12 protein-coding genes are annotated in these 17,033 nt (G+C 58.3%); 7 read left to right on the top strand and 5 right to left on the bottom strand.

From position 1 onward, the window contains the following. From N8E88_RS16740 to N8E88_RS16720, 5 genes are read left to right on the top strand one after another with little or no spacing between them, the layout of a single operon-like run. Positions 1 to 801 carry an ABC transporter ATP-binding protein gene (locus N8E88_RS16740; RefSeq protein ID WP_245426254.1) on the top strand — a complete coding sequence of 267 codons (801 nt, stop codon included), beginning with the start codon at positions 1 to 3 and terminating at the stop codon, positions 799 to 801. A gap of 16 nt (positions 802 to 817) precedes the next feature. Then, entirely contained in the window at positions 818 to 1,279 is a 462-nt protein-coding gene (locus N8E88_RS16735) for a GNAT family N-acetyltransferase (RefSeq protein ID WP_262294659.1), read from the top strand. Continuing rightward, complete coding sequence (locus N8E88_RS16730; protein ID WP_262294658.1) at positions 1,276 to 2,151, top strand: ABC transporter permease; 876 nt, start codon at positions 1,276 to 1,278, stop codon at positions 2,149 to 2,151. Before N8E88_RS16735 ends, N8E88_RS16730 begins: the two co-directional genes overlap by 4 nt. Beyond that, positions 2,148 to 3,248 (top strand): ABC transporter permease, encoded by a 1,101-nt coding sequence (locus tag N8E88_RS16725; RefSeq protein ID WP_262294657.1) that lies wholly within the window; start codon positions 2,148 to 2,150, stop codon positions 3,246 to 3,248. Before N8E88_RS16730 ends, N8E88_RS16725 begins: the two co-directional genes overlap by 4 nt. A gap of 27 nt (positions 3,249 to 3,275) precedes the next feature. Beyond that, on the top strand, positions 3,276 to 4,265 hold the full coding sequence (locus N8E88_RS16720; RefSeq protein ID WP_224511219.1) for an ABC transporter substrate-binding protein: 990 nt from the start codon (positions 3,276 to 3,278) through the stop codon (positions 4,263 to 4,265). A 119-nt stretch (positions 4,266 to 4,384) separates the two neighbouring features. On the opposite strand, the gene ilvD is transcribed toward N8E88_RS16720, so the two are convergent. Together ilvD and N8E88_RS16710 are read right to left on the bottom strand one after the other, a co-directional pair. Beyond that, positions 4,385 to 6,238 (bottom strand): dihydroxy-acid dehydratase, encoded by a 1,854-nt coding sequence (ilvD, locus tag N8E88_RS16715; protein ID WP_262294656.1) that lies wholly within the window; start codon positions 6,236 to 6,238, stop codon positions 4,385 to 4,387. 160 nt (positions 6,239 to 6,398) lie between these two features. Beyond that, positions 6,399 to 6,635: an Lrp/AsnC ligand binding domain-containing protein gene (locus N8E88_RS16710; RefSeq protein ID WP_262294655.1), complete on the bottom strand. Its 237-nt coding sequence runs from the start codon at positions 6,633 to 6,635 to the stop codon at positions 6,399 to 6,401. 326 nt (positions 6,636 to 6,961) lie between these two features. Here N8E88_RS16710 and N8E88_RS16705 point away from each other — a divergent pair, with 326 nt between their 5' ends. Then, positions 6,962 to 8,890: an autotransporter assembly complex protein TamA gene (locus tag N8E88_RS16705; RefSeq protein WP_262294654.1), complete on the top strand. Its 1,929-nt coding sequence runs from the start codon at positions 6,962 to 6,964 to the stop codon at positions 8,888 to 8,890. A gap of 35 nt (positions 8,891 to 8,925) precedes the next feature. After that, entirely contained in the window at positions 8,926 to 13,515 is a 4,590-nt protein-coding gene (locus N8E88_RS16700) for a translocation/assembly module TamB domain-containing protein (RefSeq protein ID WP_410010681.1), read from the top strand. A 65-nt stretch (positions 13,516 to 13,580) separates the two neighbouring features. Here the strand turns inward: N8E88_RS16700 and N8E88_RS16695 are convergent, their stop codons facing one another. The 3 genes from N8E88_RS16695 to N8E88_RS16685 are packed head-to-tail and all read right to left on the bottom strand — an operon-like array spanning position 13,581 to position 17,023. Further along, positions 13,581 to 14,420, bottom strand: coding sequence for a fumarylacetoacetate hydrolase family protein (locus tag N8E88_RS16695; protein WP_262294652.1), 840 nt, complete (start codon positions 14,418 to 14,420; stop codon positions 13,581 to 13,583). A gap of 27 nt (positions 14,421 to 14,447) precedes the next feature. After that, a complete protein-coding gene (locus tag N8E88_RS16690; protein ID WP_262294651.1) occupies positions 14,448 to 15,203 on the bottom strand; it encodes an SDR family NAD(P)-dependent oxidoreductase in 756 nt (251 codons plus the stop codon). Positions 15,204 to 15,220: 17 nt separating this feature from the next. Beyond that, on the bottom strand, positions 15,221 to 17,023 hold the full coding sequence (locus N8E88_RS16685; RefSeq protein ID WP_262294650.1) for an IlvD/Edd family dehydratase: 1,803 nt from the start codon (positions 17,021 to 17,023) through the stop codon (positions 15,221 to 15,223). Positions 17,024 to 17,033 lie beyond the last annotated feature (10 nt).

Raw genomic sequence — 17,033 nt, 5'->3', positions numbered from 1 at the left:
ATGCCACAAGCGGCCAAAACCGTGATTGACGTCAAAGACCTGTCACTGGTCTTCGAGACCAATGACGGGCCCGTCAACGCTTTGTCGAATATCAATCTTTCTGTCGATGGCGGTGAATTCGTTTCCTTCATAGGCCCGTCCGGCTGCGGCAAGACCACGCTGCTGCGCGTAATCGCCGATCTTGAGCAGCCGACATCCGGCTCGATCTCCGTAAACGGCATGACACCATCCGAGGCACGGCAAAAGCGAGCCTATGGCTATGTCTTCCAGGCAGCAGCGCTTTACCCTTGGCGGACGATCGGCGGCAATATTTCCCTGCCGCTGGAAGTAATGGGCGTGCCCAAGGCGGAACGGAAGGACCGCATCGCCAGGAATCTGGAACTGGTCAATCTTTCAGGTTTTGAGAAAAAGTTTCCATGGCAATTGTCCGGCGGTATGCAGCAGCGTGCCTCCATCGCCCGCGCACTCTCCTTTGATCCCCACCTGCTTCTGATGGATGAGCCCTTTGGTGCGCTCGACGAGATTGTCCGCGATCACCTCAACGAGGAGCTGTTGAAGCTTTGGGCGAAGACGCAGAAAACAGTGGTCTTCGTTACCCACTCCATTCCTGAGGCTGTATTCCTGTCCACGAAGATCGTTGTAATGAGCCCGCGTCCAGGACGCATTCACGAGGTCATCGACTGCAATCTCGGCTCGGAACGCACGCTCGACATACGTGAATCGCCAGAGTTCCTCGAAATCGCCCACCGCGTGCGCGAAGGCCTGCGTCACGGCCATTCCTACGACCAGGCGCATCTATGACATTGCAACGGGGCATATGATGATCATTCGGGCCGCCAAACTGCGGGACATGTCCGAATGCGCAGAAATCGTCAACGAGTGGATCGATGCGACGAAATGGATGCCACGCGTCCACCCGAAGGAAGATGTCGCGGAGTTTTATCGCGACACCGTGTTCTCGAGGTTCCAGGTCTTTGTGGCCGAAAATGATAATCACGTTGCCGGAATGGTAGCGCTGGCCCCGGACCACACCGTCAGTGCGCTCTATGTACGCGCGAGCGAACGTCACACAGGTGTCGGCAAAGCACTACTCGATCATGCGAAGAAAGAGGCCGGCGGTCCGGTTGAACTATGGACATTCGTCGCAAACCGCGATGCGCAGGCATTCTATGAGCGTGAGGGATTCAAGGAAGTACGGCGCACCGATGGTGACAATGAGGAGAATCTGCCCGACATTCTCTATCGTTGGCAGCCGGTTGGCTCGGAGACGGCGTTATGAATTTCGTCCGCAACACTGTTCTACCTGTGGGAACCGTGCTGATCGGCATTCTCGCACTGTGGTACGTATTCACCGTCACTCTCAATGCGCCCTTCGAGCGCGATCAGGCGGCGCGGGCAAATACGACCATTTCGACAAGCCAGCTCATAGCGAACACCATGGCGCAGGAACGTCCGGTCCTGCCAGCGCCGCATCAGGTGGCGGCGGAAATCCGCAAGACTGTCTTCGAAATTAGCCCCACATCCAAGCGCAGCCTGGTCTACCATGGCTGGGTGACGCTTTCATCGACGCTGCTTGGCTTTGGCCTCGGAACGCTGCTGGGCATCCTTCTGGCGATCGCCATCGTCCATTCGCGCACGCTGGACAAGAGCCTGATGCCATGGATCATCACGTCACAAACTGTGCCGATCCTCGCAATCGCGCCGATGATCATCGTCGTGCTCAACGCTGTAAATATTACCGGACTGCTGCCCAAGGCGATGATTTCGACCTACCTGTCGTTCTTTCCGGTCGCCGTCGGCATGGTGAAAGGCCTGCGGTCGCCCGAGACCATGCAGCTCGACCTGATGCGCACCTATAATGCTTCGAAGGCGCAAGTGTTCTGGAAGCTGCGCTGGCCGGCCTCGATGCCCTATCTTTTCACGTCGATGAAGATCGCCGTCGCCATCAGTCTCGTCGGCGCTATTGTCGGAGAATTGCCGACTGGCGCAGTGGCCGGCATAGGCGCGCGGCTGCTTGCCGGGTCCTACTACGGCCAGACTGTACAAATCTGGGCGGCACTGATTGTAGCGGCGTTGATGGCGGCGGTTCTCGTTAGCCTGATCGGTCTGATCGCTACATTCGTCAACCGGCGCATGGGAGTGCGAACATGAAGCGTTCGCCGCTCGCGATTGTCGCTTTCCTGCTCGCAGCGGCGGCGTTGGTGCTGCCGACGGGCGCCGACGCCCCCGGACTCTTCTTCTTTGCAACGCCTGCCCTGTTGTTCGCGGCATCCGCCTTGGCGCTTTTCGCTTCTGCTTCCAACAGTTCTCTGATCGCACTGCTGATACTGGTCCACCTGGCGGCATTCTTCCTGATCGGCTTGCTCGGCTCCTTCGCAATGGCGGCTCCCGCTACCGGCTACTGGTGTATGGTGGTCGCTGCGTGGTTGCTGGCGTGGCTCGCTGTACAGAGGCTGGCCGCGCTGCGGCCGAAATCCCTCGCTGCGCAACGAACGGTCAACCTCGCACTGCCGGTTTTGTTCGGCGCATGGTTGCTGATCCTCTGGGAGATCATCGTGCGCGGCTTTGGCGTACCCGCAATCCTGCTGCCGCCGCCTTCAATGATCGCAGTGCGGATTGCTGGGTCGGTGCCAACCCTTTGGGCAGACTTTCAGCAAACCTTTCTGAAGGCTGCGATCGCCGGCTACGTAATCGGCTGCGGGTCGGGCTTTCTCGCGGCTATCATCGTCGACCGCGTTCCCTTCCTGCGCAAGGGCCTGCTGCCGGTCGGCAATCTCGTTGCGGCTCTTCCCGTCGTCGGCATCGCACCGATTATGGTGATGTGGTTTGGCTCTTACTGGCAATCGAAGGCGGCAGTCGTCGTCATCATGACGTTTTTCCCGATGCTGGTGAACACCGTCGCCGGTCTTGCCGCGTCCGGCGCCATGGAGCGCGATCTCATGCGAACCTACGGTTCGAGCTACACTCAGACCTTGTTCAAGCTGCGCCTGCCTGCAGCCATGCCGTTCATCTTCAATGCCCTGAAGATTAATTCGACGCTGGCGTTGATCGGTGCGATCGTCGCGGAGTTCTTCGGCTCGCCGATTGTCGGCATGGGCTTTCGCATCTCGGCCGAGGTCGGGCGCATGAACGTCGATATGGTCTGGGCCGAAATATTTGTTGCAGCACTCGCGGGGTCGCTATCCTATGGGTTGATCACACTCATCGAAAGGGCTGTCACCTTCTGGCACCCCTCGTATAGAACATAACCAAGAAGAACAGAGGAGAACTAAAACATGAAAAACAAGATTGCATTTTCGCTGGGATTAGCCGCCATGACATTGATGGCCGGTTCGGCGCTTGCTGCGGATAAGCTCGTACTCCAGCTGAAATGGGTCACGCAGGGCCAGTTCGCCGGTTACTACGTGGCAAAAGACAAAGGCTTCTACGAGGAAGCCGGGCTGGATGTGGAAATCAAGCCAGGCGGGCCCGATGTTGCTCCGCCACAGGTGATTGCCGGCGGTGGCGCTGATGTCGTTGTAGACTGGATGCCTTCGGCATTGGCTACACGCGAAAAGGGCTTGCCGCTCGTCAACATCGCGCAGCCGTTCAAACGTTCGGGCATGATGCTGACCTGCCGCAAGGAGACCGGCATCACCAAGCCGGAAGACTTCAAAGGCAAGACGCTCGGCGTGTGGTTCGGAGGCAATGAATATCCGTTCCTGTCGTGGATGAACCACCTTGGCCTCAAGACCGACGGCGGGCCAGACGGCGTGACGGTTCTGAAGCAGGGCTTCAATGTCGATCCGCTGATCCAGAAGCAGGCCGATTGCATATCCACCATGACCTACAATGAATATTGGCAGGTGATCGACGCGGGGATCCCGGCCGATCAGCTTGTGACGTTCAAGTATGAGGATGAGAAGGTGGCGACGCTGGAGGACGGTCTCTACGTACTGCAGAAGAGCCTGGACGATCCGAAGATGGTCGAAAAGCTAGCGAAGTTCGTCAAGGCTTCGATGAAGGGCTGGGACTACGCACGCGCCAATCCGGATGAAGCCGCAACCATCGTGCTCGACAATGACGCCAGTGGCGCCCAGACGGAAAAGCACCAGAAGCGCATGGTTGCCGAGATCAACAAGCTGACGGAAGGTTCCGATGGCGTTCTCGATGTAGCGGCCGCTGACCGCACGGTCGAGACGTTGCTCGGCGGTGGTTCTGATCCGGTCATCACCAAGAAGCCCGAAGGCGCCTGGACGACGAAAATCACGGATGCCGCGAAGTAGTAGCTTCGGATGCAGCTTCTAGGAGGTTGCATCCTTATCGTGCGTGGTTCGCCCCTCATGGTGAGCCTCCCGAGCTCGTCGAGGGGCGAACCACGCACAATGGTAATGCTATCCTATTGTTATTCCCAATGATCCGGTATCTGCCGGACAGCACCCCGGGCAGCACTCGTCGCCATCGCGCCATAGGCCCGCAGCGCAGTGGTGATCTTGCGCTTGCGTTTTTCTTCCGGCTTCCAGGCGGCCGCGCCCTTGGCTTCCATATGAGCGCGACGATCGGCGATAACAGCATCATCGACAGCAAGGTGAATCTTGCGATTGGGAATATCGATATCGATGATATCGCCCTCATGGACAAGCGCGATCAACCCGCCTTCCGCCGCTTCCGGCGAGACGTGGCCAATGGAAAGGCCTGACGATCCACCGGAGAAACGTCCGTCCGTCACAAGGGCACAAGCCTTGCCCAGGCCTTTGGATTTCAGATAGCTGGTGGGATAGAGCATTTCCTGCATGCCAGGTCCGCCGCGAGGACCCTCGTAGCGGATCAGCACGATATCGCCGGGCTTGACGCCTCCATTCAGAATACCAAGCACTGCACTGTCTTGGCTTTCGAAAATGCGAGCGGGACCGGAGAATTTCAGGATCGACTCGTCTACGCCAGCGGTTTTGACGATACAGCCGTCCTCGGCGAGATTACCATAGAGTACCGCGAGCCCGCCATCCTTGGAATAGGCGTGTTCCGCGTTGCGGATGACACCCGTTTCGCGGTCGAGATCGACATCGACGAAGCGGCGCTCCTGGCTGAAGGCGACCTGCGTCGGCACACCACCCGGCGCCGCCATGAAGAAATCATGCACGGATTTGTTCTTGCTGCGAACGACATCCCAGCGATCGAGCGCCGCACCGAGATTGGCTGCATGTACCGAGTAAACCGATGTGTCGAGCAGGCCGGCGCGATCGAGTTCACCCAGAATGCCCATGACACCACCGGCGTGATGGACGTCTTCCATGTGAACATTGGCAACTGCGGGCGCAACCTTGCAAAGAACCGGAACGCGGCGGGACAGGCGGTCGATATCCGCCATGGTGAAATCGATCTCGCCTTCGTGCGCGGCCGCAAGCAGATGCAGCACCGTATTCGTTGACCCGCCCATGGCGATATCCAGCGTCATGGCGTTTTCAAACGCGGCAAATGACGCGATGGAGCGCGGCAGGGCAGTCTCGTCATCCTGCTCATAATAGCGGCGCGCGAGATCCACGACGAGGTGACCGGCCTCGACGAAGAGACGACGCCGATCCGCATGGGTTGCGAGCGTAGAGCCATTGCCCGGCAATGAAAGGCCAAGCGCCTCGGTCAGGCAGTTCATCGAATTTGCGGTGAACATGCCGGAGCAGGAGCCGCAGGTCGGGCAGGCTGAGCGCTCGATTGCCTTGACCTCCTCATCGGAGATGCGGTCATCTGCGGCAGCTACCATGGCATCGACCAGATCGAGCTTCTTTTCCTTGTCGTCCCAGACGACCTTGCCTGCTTCCATCGGTCCACCGGAAACGAACACGACCGGAATGTTCAGGCGCAGTGCCGCCATCAGCATTCCGGGGGTAATTTTGTCGCAATTGGAGATGCAGACCATCGCGTCGGCGCAGTGGGCATTGACCATATACTCGACACTATCGGCGATGATCTCGCGGCTGGGGAGCGAATACAGCATGCCATCATGGCCCATGGCGATACCGTCGTCGACAGCGATCGTATTGAATTCCTTGGCAACGCCGCCCGCACTTTCGATTTCACGCGCAACAAGCTGGCCGAGATCCTTCAGGTGAACATGGCCGGGCACGAACTGTGTGAAAGAGTTCACCACAGCAATAATCGGCTTGCCGAAATCCTCGTCCTTCATGCCGGTCGCGCGCCAGAGCCCGCGGGCTCCTGCCATATTGCGGCCATGGGTGGTTGTGCGTGAACGATAGGGCGGCATCTGCGTAATTCCTGATGATAATGCTCAAGGAAGTATCTTTATAGAAAAACCACTTCCATGGCAAAAGAATGGAGGTTTGTTGCCCTGCGGGGCCGTTTTATTTTCCGATCATTACATAGGGAAGGTCGTTGACGAATAAAACGGGACGTAATGTCTCGGTTCAGAACGCTGTAAACGTCATCGTCGTCAAAGATCGGGCGATGCCGGTAATGTCGAGCACATTGTCGTTGATGAACTTGCCGATATCCTGATCCTCGGGAATATAGATCTTCATCAGCAGGTCGTAGTCGCCGCTGGTCGAATAAAGCTCCGAGACGATTTCGCGCTCGAAAAGTGCAGCAGCCACCTCATAGGTTTTACCGGGAAAGCATTGCAGCTGCAGGAAGACGGGTTTCATAAAATTTCACTCCGGAGGTCAAGTCTGATCTCCATAACCTAATTTGCTTGCGCGCGCAGCGCAATTGCGCGTGAATCCAGCGGCACATTACAGTGTCCTAACAAAACGTGATGTCTCTCATGCCCCATACGGGGCCCTTTTGTGGCCGTACTGCCACAAGCCAAGCTCTGCGGAACCTCGCGGAGGCTATTGCGGGTTGGCCTGCATATCCCCGCATGTTATCGTTTTCTTAAGCTCGGGAGGGGAATTTTATCAATTGCAGGATATGTTTCTCCGTTTCTGCGGGCGTATTTGTGTGTTTTCTTGAGTAGGGATTTTACTGGTTGATGGACTTCAAGCGCCCACAGGCCAGTTTGTTTGGTGCAGCTCTTTTGGCTTGTACGGCGCTCGTCTCGCCCGCCCATGCATTCGATCTTTTCGGCATTCATCTTTGGGGTGAAAGGAAGGATGCCGATGCTGATGCGGTGATCGCCGATCCACACAAATACACCGTCGAGACTACTTCGGACGAAGATAAAGACACAAAAAAGCTGGTCGAAGGGGCTTCCAGCCTCATCGCAGACAAGGACAAGCCTGCTTCGGGAGCTGCTGGGTTGCTGGCCAAGGCGCGCGGCGATTATCGCCGCATCCTTGGCGCGCTGTATGCGGAGGGCCGCTATGGCGGCACGATCAGCATCAAGGTCGATGGGCGGGAAGCCAGCGATATTCCGATTGACGCTGATCTGGCCAACCCGGCACCCGTGGTGATTTCCGTCGATCCGGGGCCGCAGTTCCTGTTCGCGACTGCCCGTGTCGAGCACATGGCCCCGCCCACACTCGACCCCAAGGACATGGTTGACCGGCCGGAAACGCAGGGATTTGCGCCCGGCGACATCGCGAGGTCAACGGCGATCGTCAAGGCGGAACGGCTTGCCGTCGATGCGTGGCGCGAGCAGGGCCACCCGAAAGCGAAAATTATATCGCGCAACGTGCTTGCGGATCACGACAACAACAAGGTCGACGCAACGATCGACGTCGATCCTGATCGCCGCGCCGCCTTCGGTCCGGTTCGGGTGACGGGCACCGAACGCATGGATCCGGAGTTCGTCGCCTTCATCACTGGTCTGCAACCGGGCGTCGAGTACGACCCAGACGAAATCGAGCGGGCCAAGAAGCGCCTGTCGCGCCTGGAAGTGTTCCGTTCGGCCCGCATCGAAGAAGCTGACGCGATTACTGATAACGGTTTGTTGCCGATCACGGTGGCCGTGCAGGAGCAAAAGCTGCGGCGCTTCGGCCTCGGCGGATCATATTCGACGCTGGACGGTGCGGGTCTGGATGCCTATTGGCTTCACCGCAATCTTTTCGGACGTGCCGAGCGCCTGCGGTTCGATGCAAAGATCGGTGGCATTGGCGCACAATCCTATAGTCCCGAGGACTATAACTACACGCTTGGCGTGACCTTCACCAAACCCGGTGTCTATACGCCCGATACGGATTTTTTTTCGTCGCTGATTGGCAGGCGAGAGGTTCTGGATGCCTATACCCAGACCTCGATCACCGCCGAAGCGGGTTTCACCCAGATTTTCTCGGATGAACTGTCCGGCAAGATAAGTGCAATCGTCTCCAAGTCCCGCTTTGACGATGATTTCTTCGGCAAGCGCGATTTCTTGACTGCCGGCCTACTCGGCGGTCTCACCTATGACAGCCGGGACAGCAAGGTCGATCCGTCACGGGGCTATTTCCTCGAGGGACTGATTTCGCCCTTCTATGAATTCGAGTATGGCAATTTCGCCACCAAATTCACCGCTGAAGGCCGCACCTACTACAGTTTCGATGCCGACAACCGCTTTATCCTTGCTGGCCGCCTGAAGCTTGGTTCCATCGTTGGCGCCGAGGTTTCTGAATTGCCGCCGGACCAGCTGTTCTTCGCCGGTGGCGGCGGTTCGATCCGCGGCTACGCCTATCGCAACGTCGGTGTAAACGTGACCCGCGATGGCGAGACATTTGTCATCGGCGGCCGCTCGCTGGTCGAAAGCTCGGTCGAAGCGCGCATCCGCATGACCGATACGATAGGCGTCGTTGGCTTCGTCGATGCAGGTTATGTCGGCGAAGAGTCGTTCCCAGATTTCGCCGATCAGATGCGGCTCGGCGTCGGCGCTGGTCTGCGCTATAATACCGGCCTTGGTCCGATACGGCTCGATTTCGCGGTGCCGCTGGATCGAACGAACGACGATCCCGATTTTGCTTTCTACGTTGGCATAGGACAGGCGTTTTGACCCGGATTATCGCAGCTCTCTTTCTCCTGCTCTTTATGAGCCCGATCCTCGCGCAGGATGCCCTGGCGCAGGCCCAGGACTCTGCAAGTGCTGAGGCTGAGAAATCCTATTTTCTGAGCTTCGTGCAGAACCAGCTGTCCACGCCTAACCGGCAGATCGTCATTTCCGGTATTCAGGGTGTTCTCTCCTCCGAAGCCAGCATCGGCAGCATAACGATTGCCGACCGGGAAGGCATCTGGCTGAGAGTTACCAATGCCAGAATCGTCTGGAGCCGGCTTGCATTGCTGCGCGGCCGGCTCGACATAAACACGCTTGCCGCCGATCGTATCGATATCTTGCGCAAGCCGTTGCCGGACGAGAGCCTGCCGTCTCCGGAGGCCAAGGGTTTCAGCCTGCCGGAACTGCCGCTGGCGGTGATCCTGCAGCAATTGAATATTGGGCGTATCGCTTTTGGCGATGGCGTTTTTGGTCTCAAGTCCGAAATTTCCCTTGCTGGCAATCTGACCCTCGAAAGCGGGTCACTGGATTCGAACTTGCAGGTGCAACGCCTTGATGGACCGGGTGGCGAATTCCGGATCAAGGCTGCTTATGCCAATCAAAGTCAGCAGCTCGATCTCGACTTGACCTTGAATGAGCCGCAAAACGGTATCGTTGCCAACCTCCTCAACATCGAAGGCAAACCGCCGGTTGCTCTCGCATTGAAAGGCTCGGGTCCGCTCAGCGATCTCCTGCTGCAACTCACGCTCGACGCTGCAGGCAAGCGCGTTCTCACCGGCGACACCAAACTCGACCGCCAGATCGACGGGCTTGGTTTCAAGACCAATCTCAACGGTGAAATCGCCGCGCTGATCCCGCCGGTCTTCCGTGATTTCTTCGGCAACGAAACGGCGCTGATCGTCAACGGCGTGATGCGCGACGCTGGCGGCGTGGCGCTCGACCGCTTGAACATCAAGAGCAACGCCCTGGTGCTCGATGCGAATGGCGAAACGACGAATGACGGCTTTCTGAAGCGCTTGAAGGTCGATGCGACAATCGCCGACCCGACCGGCAAGAAGGTAATTTTGCCTGTCAAAGGTGGGCAGACTACGGTCGACAAGGCAGTGCTGGCGGTAGGTTTTGGAACCAGTACCAACAATGACTGGTCGAGCACCGTCGAAGTGACCAACTTCACCACGGACAGTTTTGCCTCGAAATCCATCAATCTCGTCGCTAAAGGTCTCGCCGAAAACATCGACAATCCAACGGCGCGCTCGCTGACCTACGATGTGAATGGCGAAGTCGCCGGCATTACGGCCACGCGCGCGGATATCGCAGAAGCCTTGGGGGAGTTGATCCAGCTCAAGATCAATGGCGACTGGAAAGCCGGCACGCCCGTCAATCTGAAGCAGGCATTGATTGCAGCGAACGGATTCAGCACGGCTCTGGCCGGGACCATCGACAAGTTTGCCTACCGGGGCGATATCTTCGTCAAGGCTTCGAGCCTCGCGCCGTTTTCCGCGCTGGCAGGGCGCGATCTCGCCGGGGCGATCGACCTTAAGGCCAATGGCCTTGTCGAGGCGCTCACCGGGGCCTTCGATCTGATGCTCGATGGCAATGCCACCGGCATGACACTCGGCATTGATGCTGCCGACAAGGTGCTGGCGGGTGAAACGCGGATCACTGGTGGGGTGGCGCGAGGCGAAGCCGGGCTGAGCGCAAAGAACTTCCGGGTCGAAAATCCGCAGACGCTGGTAACGGCCAACGGAACTTTCGCCACGGGCGCCGCGAACTTCGATTTCGGCCTCGACCTCATCGATCTCGCGCTCTTGTCGGAAAAAGCAGGCGGTGCTCTCAAGGTCAAAGGCAGCGCGCGTGGTCAGGACAATATCATCGCACTCGCTTTCAATGCCGGGGTCCCTGAAGGAACGCTTTCCGGTCGCAAGCTGACGCAGGGCGATCTCACATTCAACGGCACGCTCTACAAGGATATCGTCGACGGCAAGGTCTCGGGTCTCGCCTTCCTTGATGGTATCCGCGCTGACCTTACGACGGAAATCGCGCTGCATCAGGATGAAAAGCGCCTGACCAATATTTCGTTCATCGCGGGCGGCACGCGGCTTCGCGGCGACGTTAAGCAGTCGAAACAAGGCCTCTACAACGGCAATTTGACGCTTGCCTCGAGCGATGTCTCGACAGCTGCAGCGCTGTTTCTCGTCGAGGCGACTGGCAAGGCCGATGCCACCATTGCCCTCTCGCATGACGACGAGAAACAAAACGTCGATATCAAGGGTCAAATCGACGATCTCAGGGCCAATGACATCGTCGTCGGCAAGGCAGCGATCGCATTGGCCGCGCAGGACATTTTCAAGGTCCCCTCCGCGAATGGCAGCGTCACTGCATCGGATGTTTCGGCCTCGGGCATCGTCGTCAACAACCTTGACGCTCAGGCAACGCAGGACGGGAAGACCACCAACTTCAGGCTCAACGCTGGTCTGAACAATGGCGCACAGACGTCACTTCAGGGCGCCTTGCAGCCAACGGACAGGGGCTATCTGCTGTCGCTGGCCAATGCCGAGCTTACCCGCGGCGCGCTCGCTGCGCGGCTGGTGCAGCCCGCCGCCATCAATGTTGCCGGCAGCAATGTGTCCTTTGGCAATATCGTGCTCGATGTCGGGCAGGGCAGGGTCACGCTCGGAGGCGAAGTGGCGGAAACGCTCAATCTCGCAGTTGGGATCCAGAGATTGCCGCTCGATATCGCAAATACCATCAAGCCTGACCTTGGACTTGGCGGCGAGATAAACGGTACCGCCAAGGTCGGGGGTACCCGGCAAAGGCCCGACGTGAATTTCGATATGCAGGCCCGCGGGGTCACTGCGGCAGCGCTTAGGAAAGCCGGGCTCGACGCGCTCAATCTCGATGCCAAGGGAACATCGACCACGGACCAGCTCAATATCGATGCCCATCTGACTGGCGCCGGCGGACTTGACGCGTCAGCCAGGGGTTCGGTGCCGCTGGCACAGAGGCAACTCGGCGTCGATTTCGATCTGAAAAGCTTCCCGTTGACGGCGCTGAATGGCGTCGTCAAGAACCAGAATCTTGCAGGGGTTATTTCCGGCAGGGGCCGGGTCACCGGTACGCTGCAAAGACCCAATGCCGAGTTTGATCTGAAAGGCGCGGGACTTTCCGCCAGACCATTACAGGAGGCGGGGCTGAGCCCGTTGCAGCTTGCGGCGGCCGGCCGTTTTGCGAACAGTACACTGACGCTTTCCTCGGCCAAAGCCGATGGCCCGCAAGGGTTCACGGTTTCGGCAAGCGGCAATGTTCCGGTATCCGGGTCGGGCCTTGGCATCAATGTCACGGGTAATATTCCCTTGTCGTTGGCCAACCGCTTCCTTGCGGATCGGGGCACGCAGGCCAGAGGAAACATCGACCTGACGGCATCCATTTCGGGCAGTTTCGCGCAGCCGCAAATTCGCGGCATGTTCTCGGCTAATGGAGCCGAGGTCATCGATCCGGAGGCAAATCTCCGCCTTCAGCGCATCACCTTGCTCGGCAGCCTGGAAGGGACCACCGTCACGATCAGGACATTCAATGCAAGCCTGTCGACCGGCGGCACCATCAGCGCAACCGGGACGATTTCGACCGATGCGGCTGCAAACTTCCCGGCCAATATCAACATAAGGCTGGACAGGGCGCGCTATGCGGATGGCAATCTGGTTGTGGCAACCGTGACCGGCGCGCTTGCGGTAAGGGGCCCCCTGACCCGCGATCCGGTTATATCAGGCAACGTCAACATCGATCGAGCCGAGATCACCGTTCCGGAGAGCTTCGGCGGTTCGTCCGCTGTGATCGATGTGAAACATAAGGATCCGTCAAAGGCAGTTGCGCAGACATTGAAACGCGCCAAGGCTGACCAGCCACAAGTGGCAACGCCAACCGCACGCCCAAGCGTCGTGCGGCTTGATATAAACGTCACTGCACCCAACAGGATTTTCATTCGGGGTCGAGGTCTCGATGCGGAAATCGGCGGTTCCGTCCGGCTTACCGGGCCGGCGACCAATATCCAGCCTGTGGGAGCGTTTGATCTCATTCGCGGAAGGCTGGGCATACTTGGCCAGCGCATTACCTTCACCGAAGGTCAGGTCACCCTGGTAGGTGATCTCGATCCGGACATCAACTTCGTCGCCAGTACGCAAGGCTCCGATATCACCGTGAATGTCATGGTCCGCGGCCGTGTCTCGGACCTGCAAATCACCTTCTCCTCGCAGCCTGAATTGCCGCAGGACGAAGTCATGGCCCGGCTGATCTTCAACCGCTCGATCAGCGAATTGTCAGCGTTTCAGGTCGCACGGCTTGCGGCGGCGGCAGCAGAACTCGCCGGTGGTTCGAATTCATCATTGCTGGAAAATCTGCGCAAGAACACCGGCCTTGACGATCTGGACGTCGTGACCGACAGCCAGGGCAATGCAGGCGTTCGCGCCGGCCGCTATATCCGCGACAATGTCTATCTCGGCGTAGAGGCCGGCGCGGCAGGTTCGACGAAGGGCACGATCAACCTCGATATTACCCCCAACCTGAAAGCCAAGGGCTCGGTAGGAGCCAATGGCGATTCCGGCGCAGGATTGTTCTTCGAAAAGGATTATTGAGGAAGACTCCGCTTATCTCCCCCTCTGTGGGGGAGAAATAATCGGCATGAACTGCTACCGTCAATTTACCCCTGCACTACATCCTGGCGCTGCTCGCCGAGTCCCTCGATACCGAGCGTGATGACATCACCTTCCTTGAGGAACACGTTGGGTTTCTGTCCAAGGCCGACGCCGGGAGGCGTACCTGTCGAGATGATATCACCGGGATGCAGGCTCATGAATTGCGACAGGTATGACACGAGATACTTGACGCCATAGACCATCGTTGCCGATGTACCATTCTGGTAGCGATGGCCGTTGACATCGAGCCACATCTTCAGGTTCTGCGGATCTTTTATCTCGTCCTTTGTTACCAGCCATGGACCGGTCGGGCCGAACGTGTCGGCGCTTTTCCCCTTGGTCCACTGGCCCTGGCGCTCTGCCTGGAACGCCCGCTCCGATACGTCATTGATCAGGCAATAGCCGGCAACATGGTCCATCGCTTCATCTTCGCTGACATATTTTGCGTGCTTGCCGATGACAACGCCGAGTTCGACTTCCCAATCGGTCTTGAGGGAGCCGCGCGGGATTTCGACATTGTCGTTAGGTCCAACTATCGCTGAAGTCGCCTTCATGAAGATGATAGGCTCCGGCGGCACCGTCGCCCCCGTTTCAGCAGCATGATCGGAATAGTTGAGGCCGATGCAGATGAACTTGCCGGTGCCGGCTACGCAGGGGCCATAACGCTCGACGTCAATGACCGGCAGGCTCGTCGGATCGATAGCCGCAAGCTTCTTCAAGCCTTCGGGTGAAATAGCATCGCCGGCAATGTCTTTGACGTGTGCGGAAAGATCGCGCACCTTGCCGTCCTTGTCGACAAGACCGGGCTTTTCCTGACCGACAGGGCCATAGCGCAACAGTTTCATGGGATAACCTTTTCTTTATTGGAGAGACTAATAGGTGGCACGGCCACCGGAAATATCGAAGACGGCACCGGTCGTGAACGAGCATTCCTCGCTGGCGATCCATGTGATCAACGATGCCAGCTCTTCGACCTTGCCGAAGCGCTGCATGGGAATTTTCGAGAGCATATAGTCGATGAATTCAGGCTTGAGCTGCTGGAGGATAGGTGTATCCACAGTGGCAGGGGTAATCGCATTGACGGTGATGCCATCGCTGACAAGCTCTTTCCCAAGCGATTTTGTCAGACCGATGACCGCTGCTTTCGATGCGCTATAGGCCGAGGCGTTGGGGTTACCTTCCTTACCTGCGATGGAAGCGACATTGACGATCCGGCCGTAACCGTTCTTCTGCATGATAGGCACGACAAAGCGGTTGCAGAAGAAAAGCCCATGGATGTTGATGTCGAAGACGCGCTTCCACTGATCGATTGGATAATCAGCAACTTTGGCGTTCGGGCCGGTGATGCCGGCAGAGCAAACCAGGATGTCGATCTTGCCGTGCTTCTCCGCTGTCTCCTTTGCGGCCCTCTCCACCTCGTGCGGGTCGGAGACGTCAAGCGTTACACCGTGCGCTGAGGACGATCCAAGTGCAGCACGCGCCTCGTCGATCTTGGCACCATCGACGTCCCATAGAGAAACCGTGCCGCCTTCCGACACAATTCGCTCAGCGGTTTTGAAGCCGATGCCGGAAGCGCCACCGGTGATGACCGCGTGCCGCCCCTCGTAGCGCCTGATCGAATTCGCCATATTTCCTGCTCTCCAGGTCAGTGATTATCGCGAGGAAGACCCTTGGTCTGGGCGACGCGCTGATACTTCACGGCTGGCTTGAGCACCATGCCCTCATCGAGCTGGCCGACCATGCTGCGCTGGATTTCCTGCCACGGCGTCTGGCTTGCCGGATATTTGTAACCGCCCGCAGCGATCAGATCGTCCTTGCGCTTTTGCAACTCCTCATCGTTGATCAGAATGTTGGCCGTGCCCTTGTTGAGATCGATACGCAGATGATCGCCGGAGCGTACCAGCGCCAGTCCGCCGTTCACTGCCGCTTCCGGTGAAGCGTTGAGGATGGAAGGCGAGCCCGACGTTCCGGACTGACGGCCGTCGCCGAGGCAGGGCAACGCATGGATACCCTTCTTCAGAAGATAAGCCGGAGGTTGCATGTTCACAACTTCCGCCGCGCCAGGATAACCGATCGGCCCGGTTCCACGCATGATCAGGATGCTGTTCTCGTTGAGAGCAAGCTTCGGATCGTCGATGCGATGATGATAATCCTCTGGTCCGTCGAACACTTCGGCGATGCCTTCGAACGCTTCCGGATCGTCCGGGTTGGACAGATAGCGCTCGCGGAACTCTTCGGAGATCACGCTGGTCTTCATGATAGCGCTGTCGAAGAGATTACCTTTCAGGTTGATAAAACCGGCCTTCTTCTTCAGCGGCGCATCATAGGTCTTGATGACATCCGTATTGAGATTTTCGGCACTTTCGCAGTTTGTACCGATGCTCTGGCCATTGACGGTCAGCGCGCCCGGATGTGGCAGCTTGCGGGCTTTCATCAACTCCGCGACGACGGCGGGCACGCCGCCCGCGCGGTGGTAATCTTCGCCGAGATATTCGCCTGCCGGCTGCAGGTTGACCAGCAGCGGCACGTCGTGGCCGATAGCCTGCCAGTCGTCGTTGTCGAGGGGAATGTCGAGGTGCCGGGCGATGGCGTTGAGATGGATTGGCGCATTTGTCGAACCGCCGATCGCTGAATTGATCACGATGGCGTTTTCGAATGCCGCGCGGGTCATGATATCCGAGGGCTTCAGATCTTCCCACACCATATCGACGATGCGCTTGCCGGTGTCATACGCGATCTGTCCGCGCTCACGATAAGGCGCCGGTATCGCAGCGCCACCGGGCAGTTCCATGCCGAGGGCTTCGGCGAGTGAATTCATCGTGGTCGCGGTGCCCATCGTGTTGCAATAGCCGACGGAAGGAGCGGACGAAGCGACGATGTCCATAAACTGGTCATAGTTGATTTCGCCCGATGTGAGCTTCTCGCGTGACTTCCACACGATGGTGCCGGACCCGGTGCGTTCGCCGCGATGCCAGCCGTTCAGCATCGGTCCGACGGAAAGCGCAATCGCAGGGATATTGACGGTAGCAGCGCCCATCAGCATGGCGGGGGTGGTCTTGTCGCAGCCGATAGTCAGAACGACGCCGTCCAGCGGATAGCCGAACAGGACTTCAACGAGGCCAAGATAGGCAAGGTTGCGGTCGAGCGCGGCGCCTGGGCGCTTGCCGGTTTCCTGGATCGGATGCACCGGAAACTCGAAAGGAATTCCCCCCGCCGCAATGATGCCATCACGCACGCGCTTGGCCAGCTCGATGTGATGGCGGTTGCACGGCGATAGGTCGGAGCCGGTCTGCGCGATGCCGATGATCGGCTTGCCCGATTGCAGCTCGGCGCGGGTCAAACCGTAGTTCAGGTAGCGCTCCAGATAGAGCGCCGTCATCCCCGGATTGTCAGGATTGTCAAACCATTCCTGCGAGCGAAGTTTTTTCGGGGTGTGGGAAGTCGTCATTTGCAAGGAA

This window comes from Phyllobacterium zundukense, from assembly GCF_025452195.1.
Taxonomy (GTDB): domain Bacteria; phylum Pseudomonadota; class Alphaproteobacteria; order Rhizobiales; family Rhizobiaceae; genus Phyllobacterium; species Phyllobacterium zundukense_A.
This window is presented reverse-complemented; position numbering and strand designations above follow the sequence as displayed.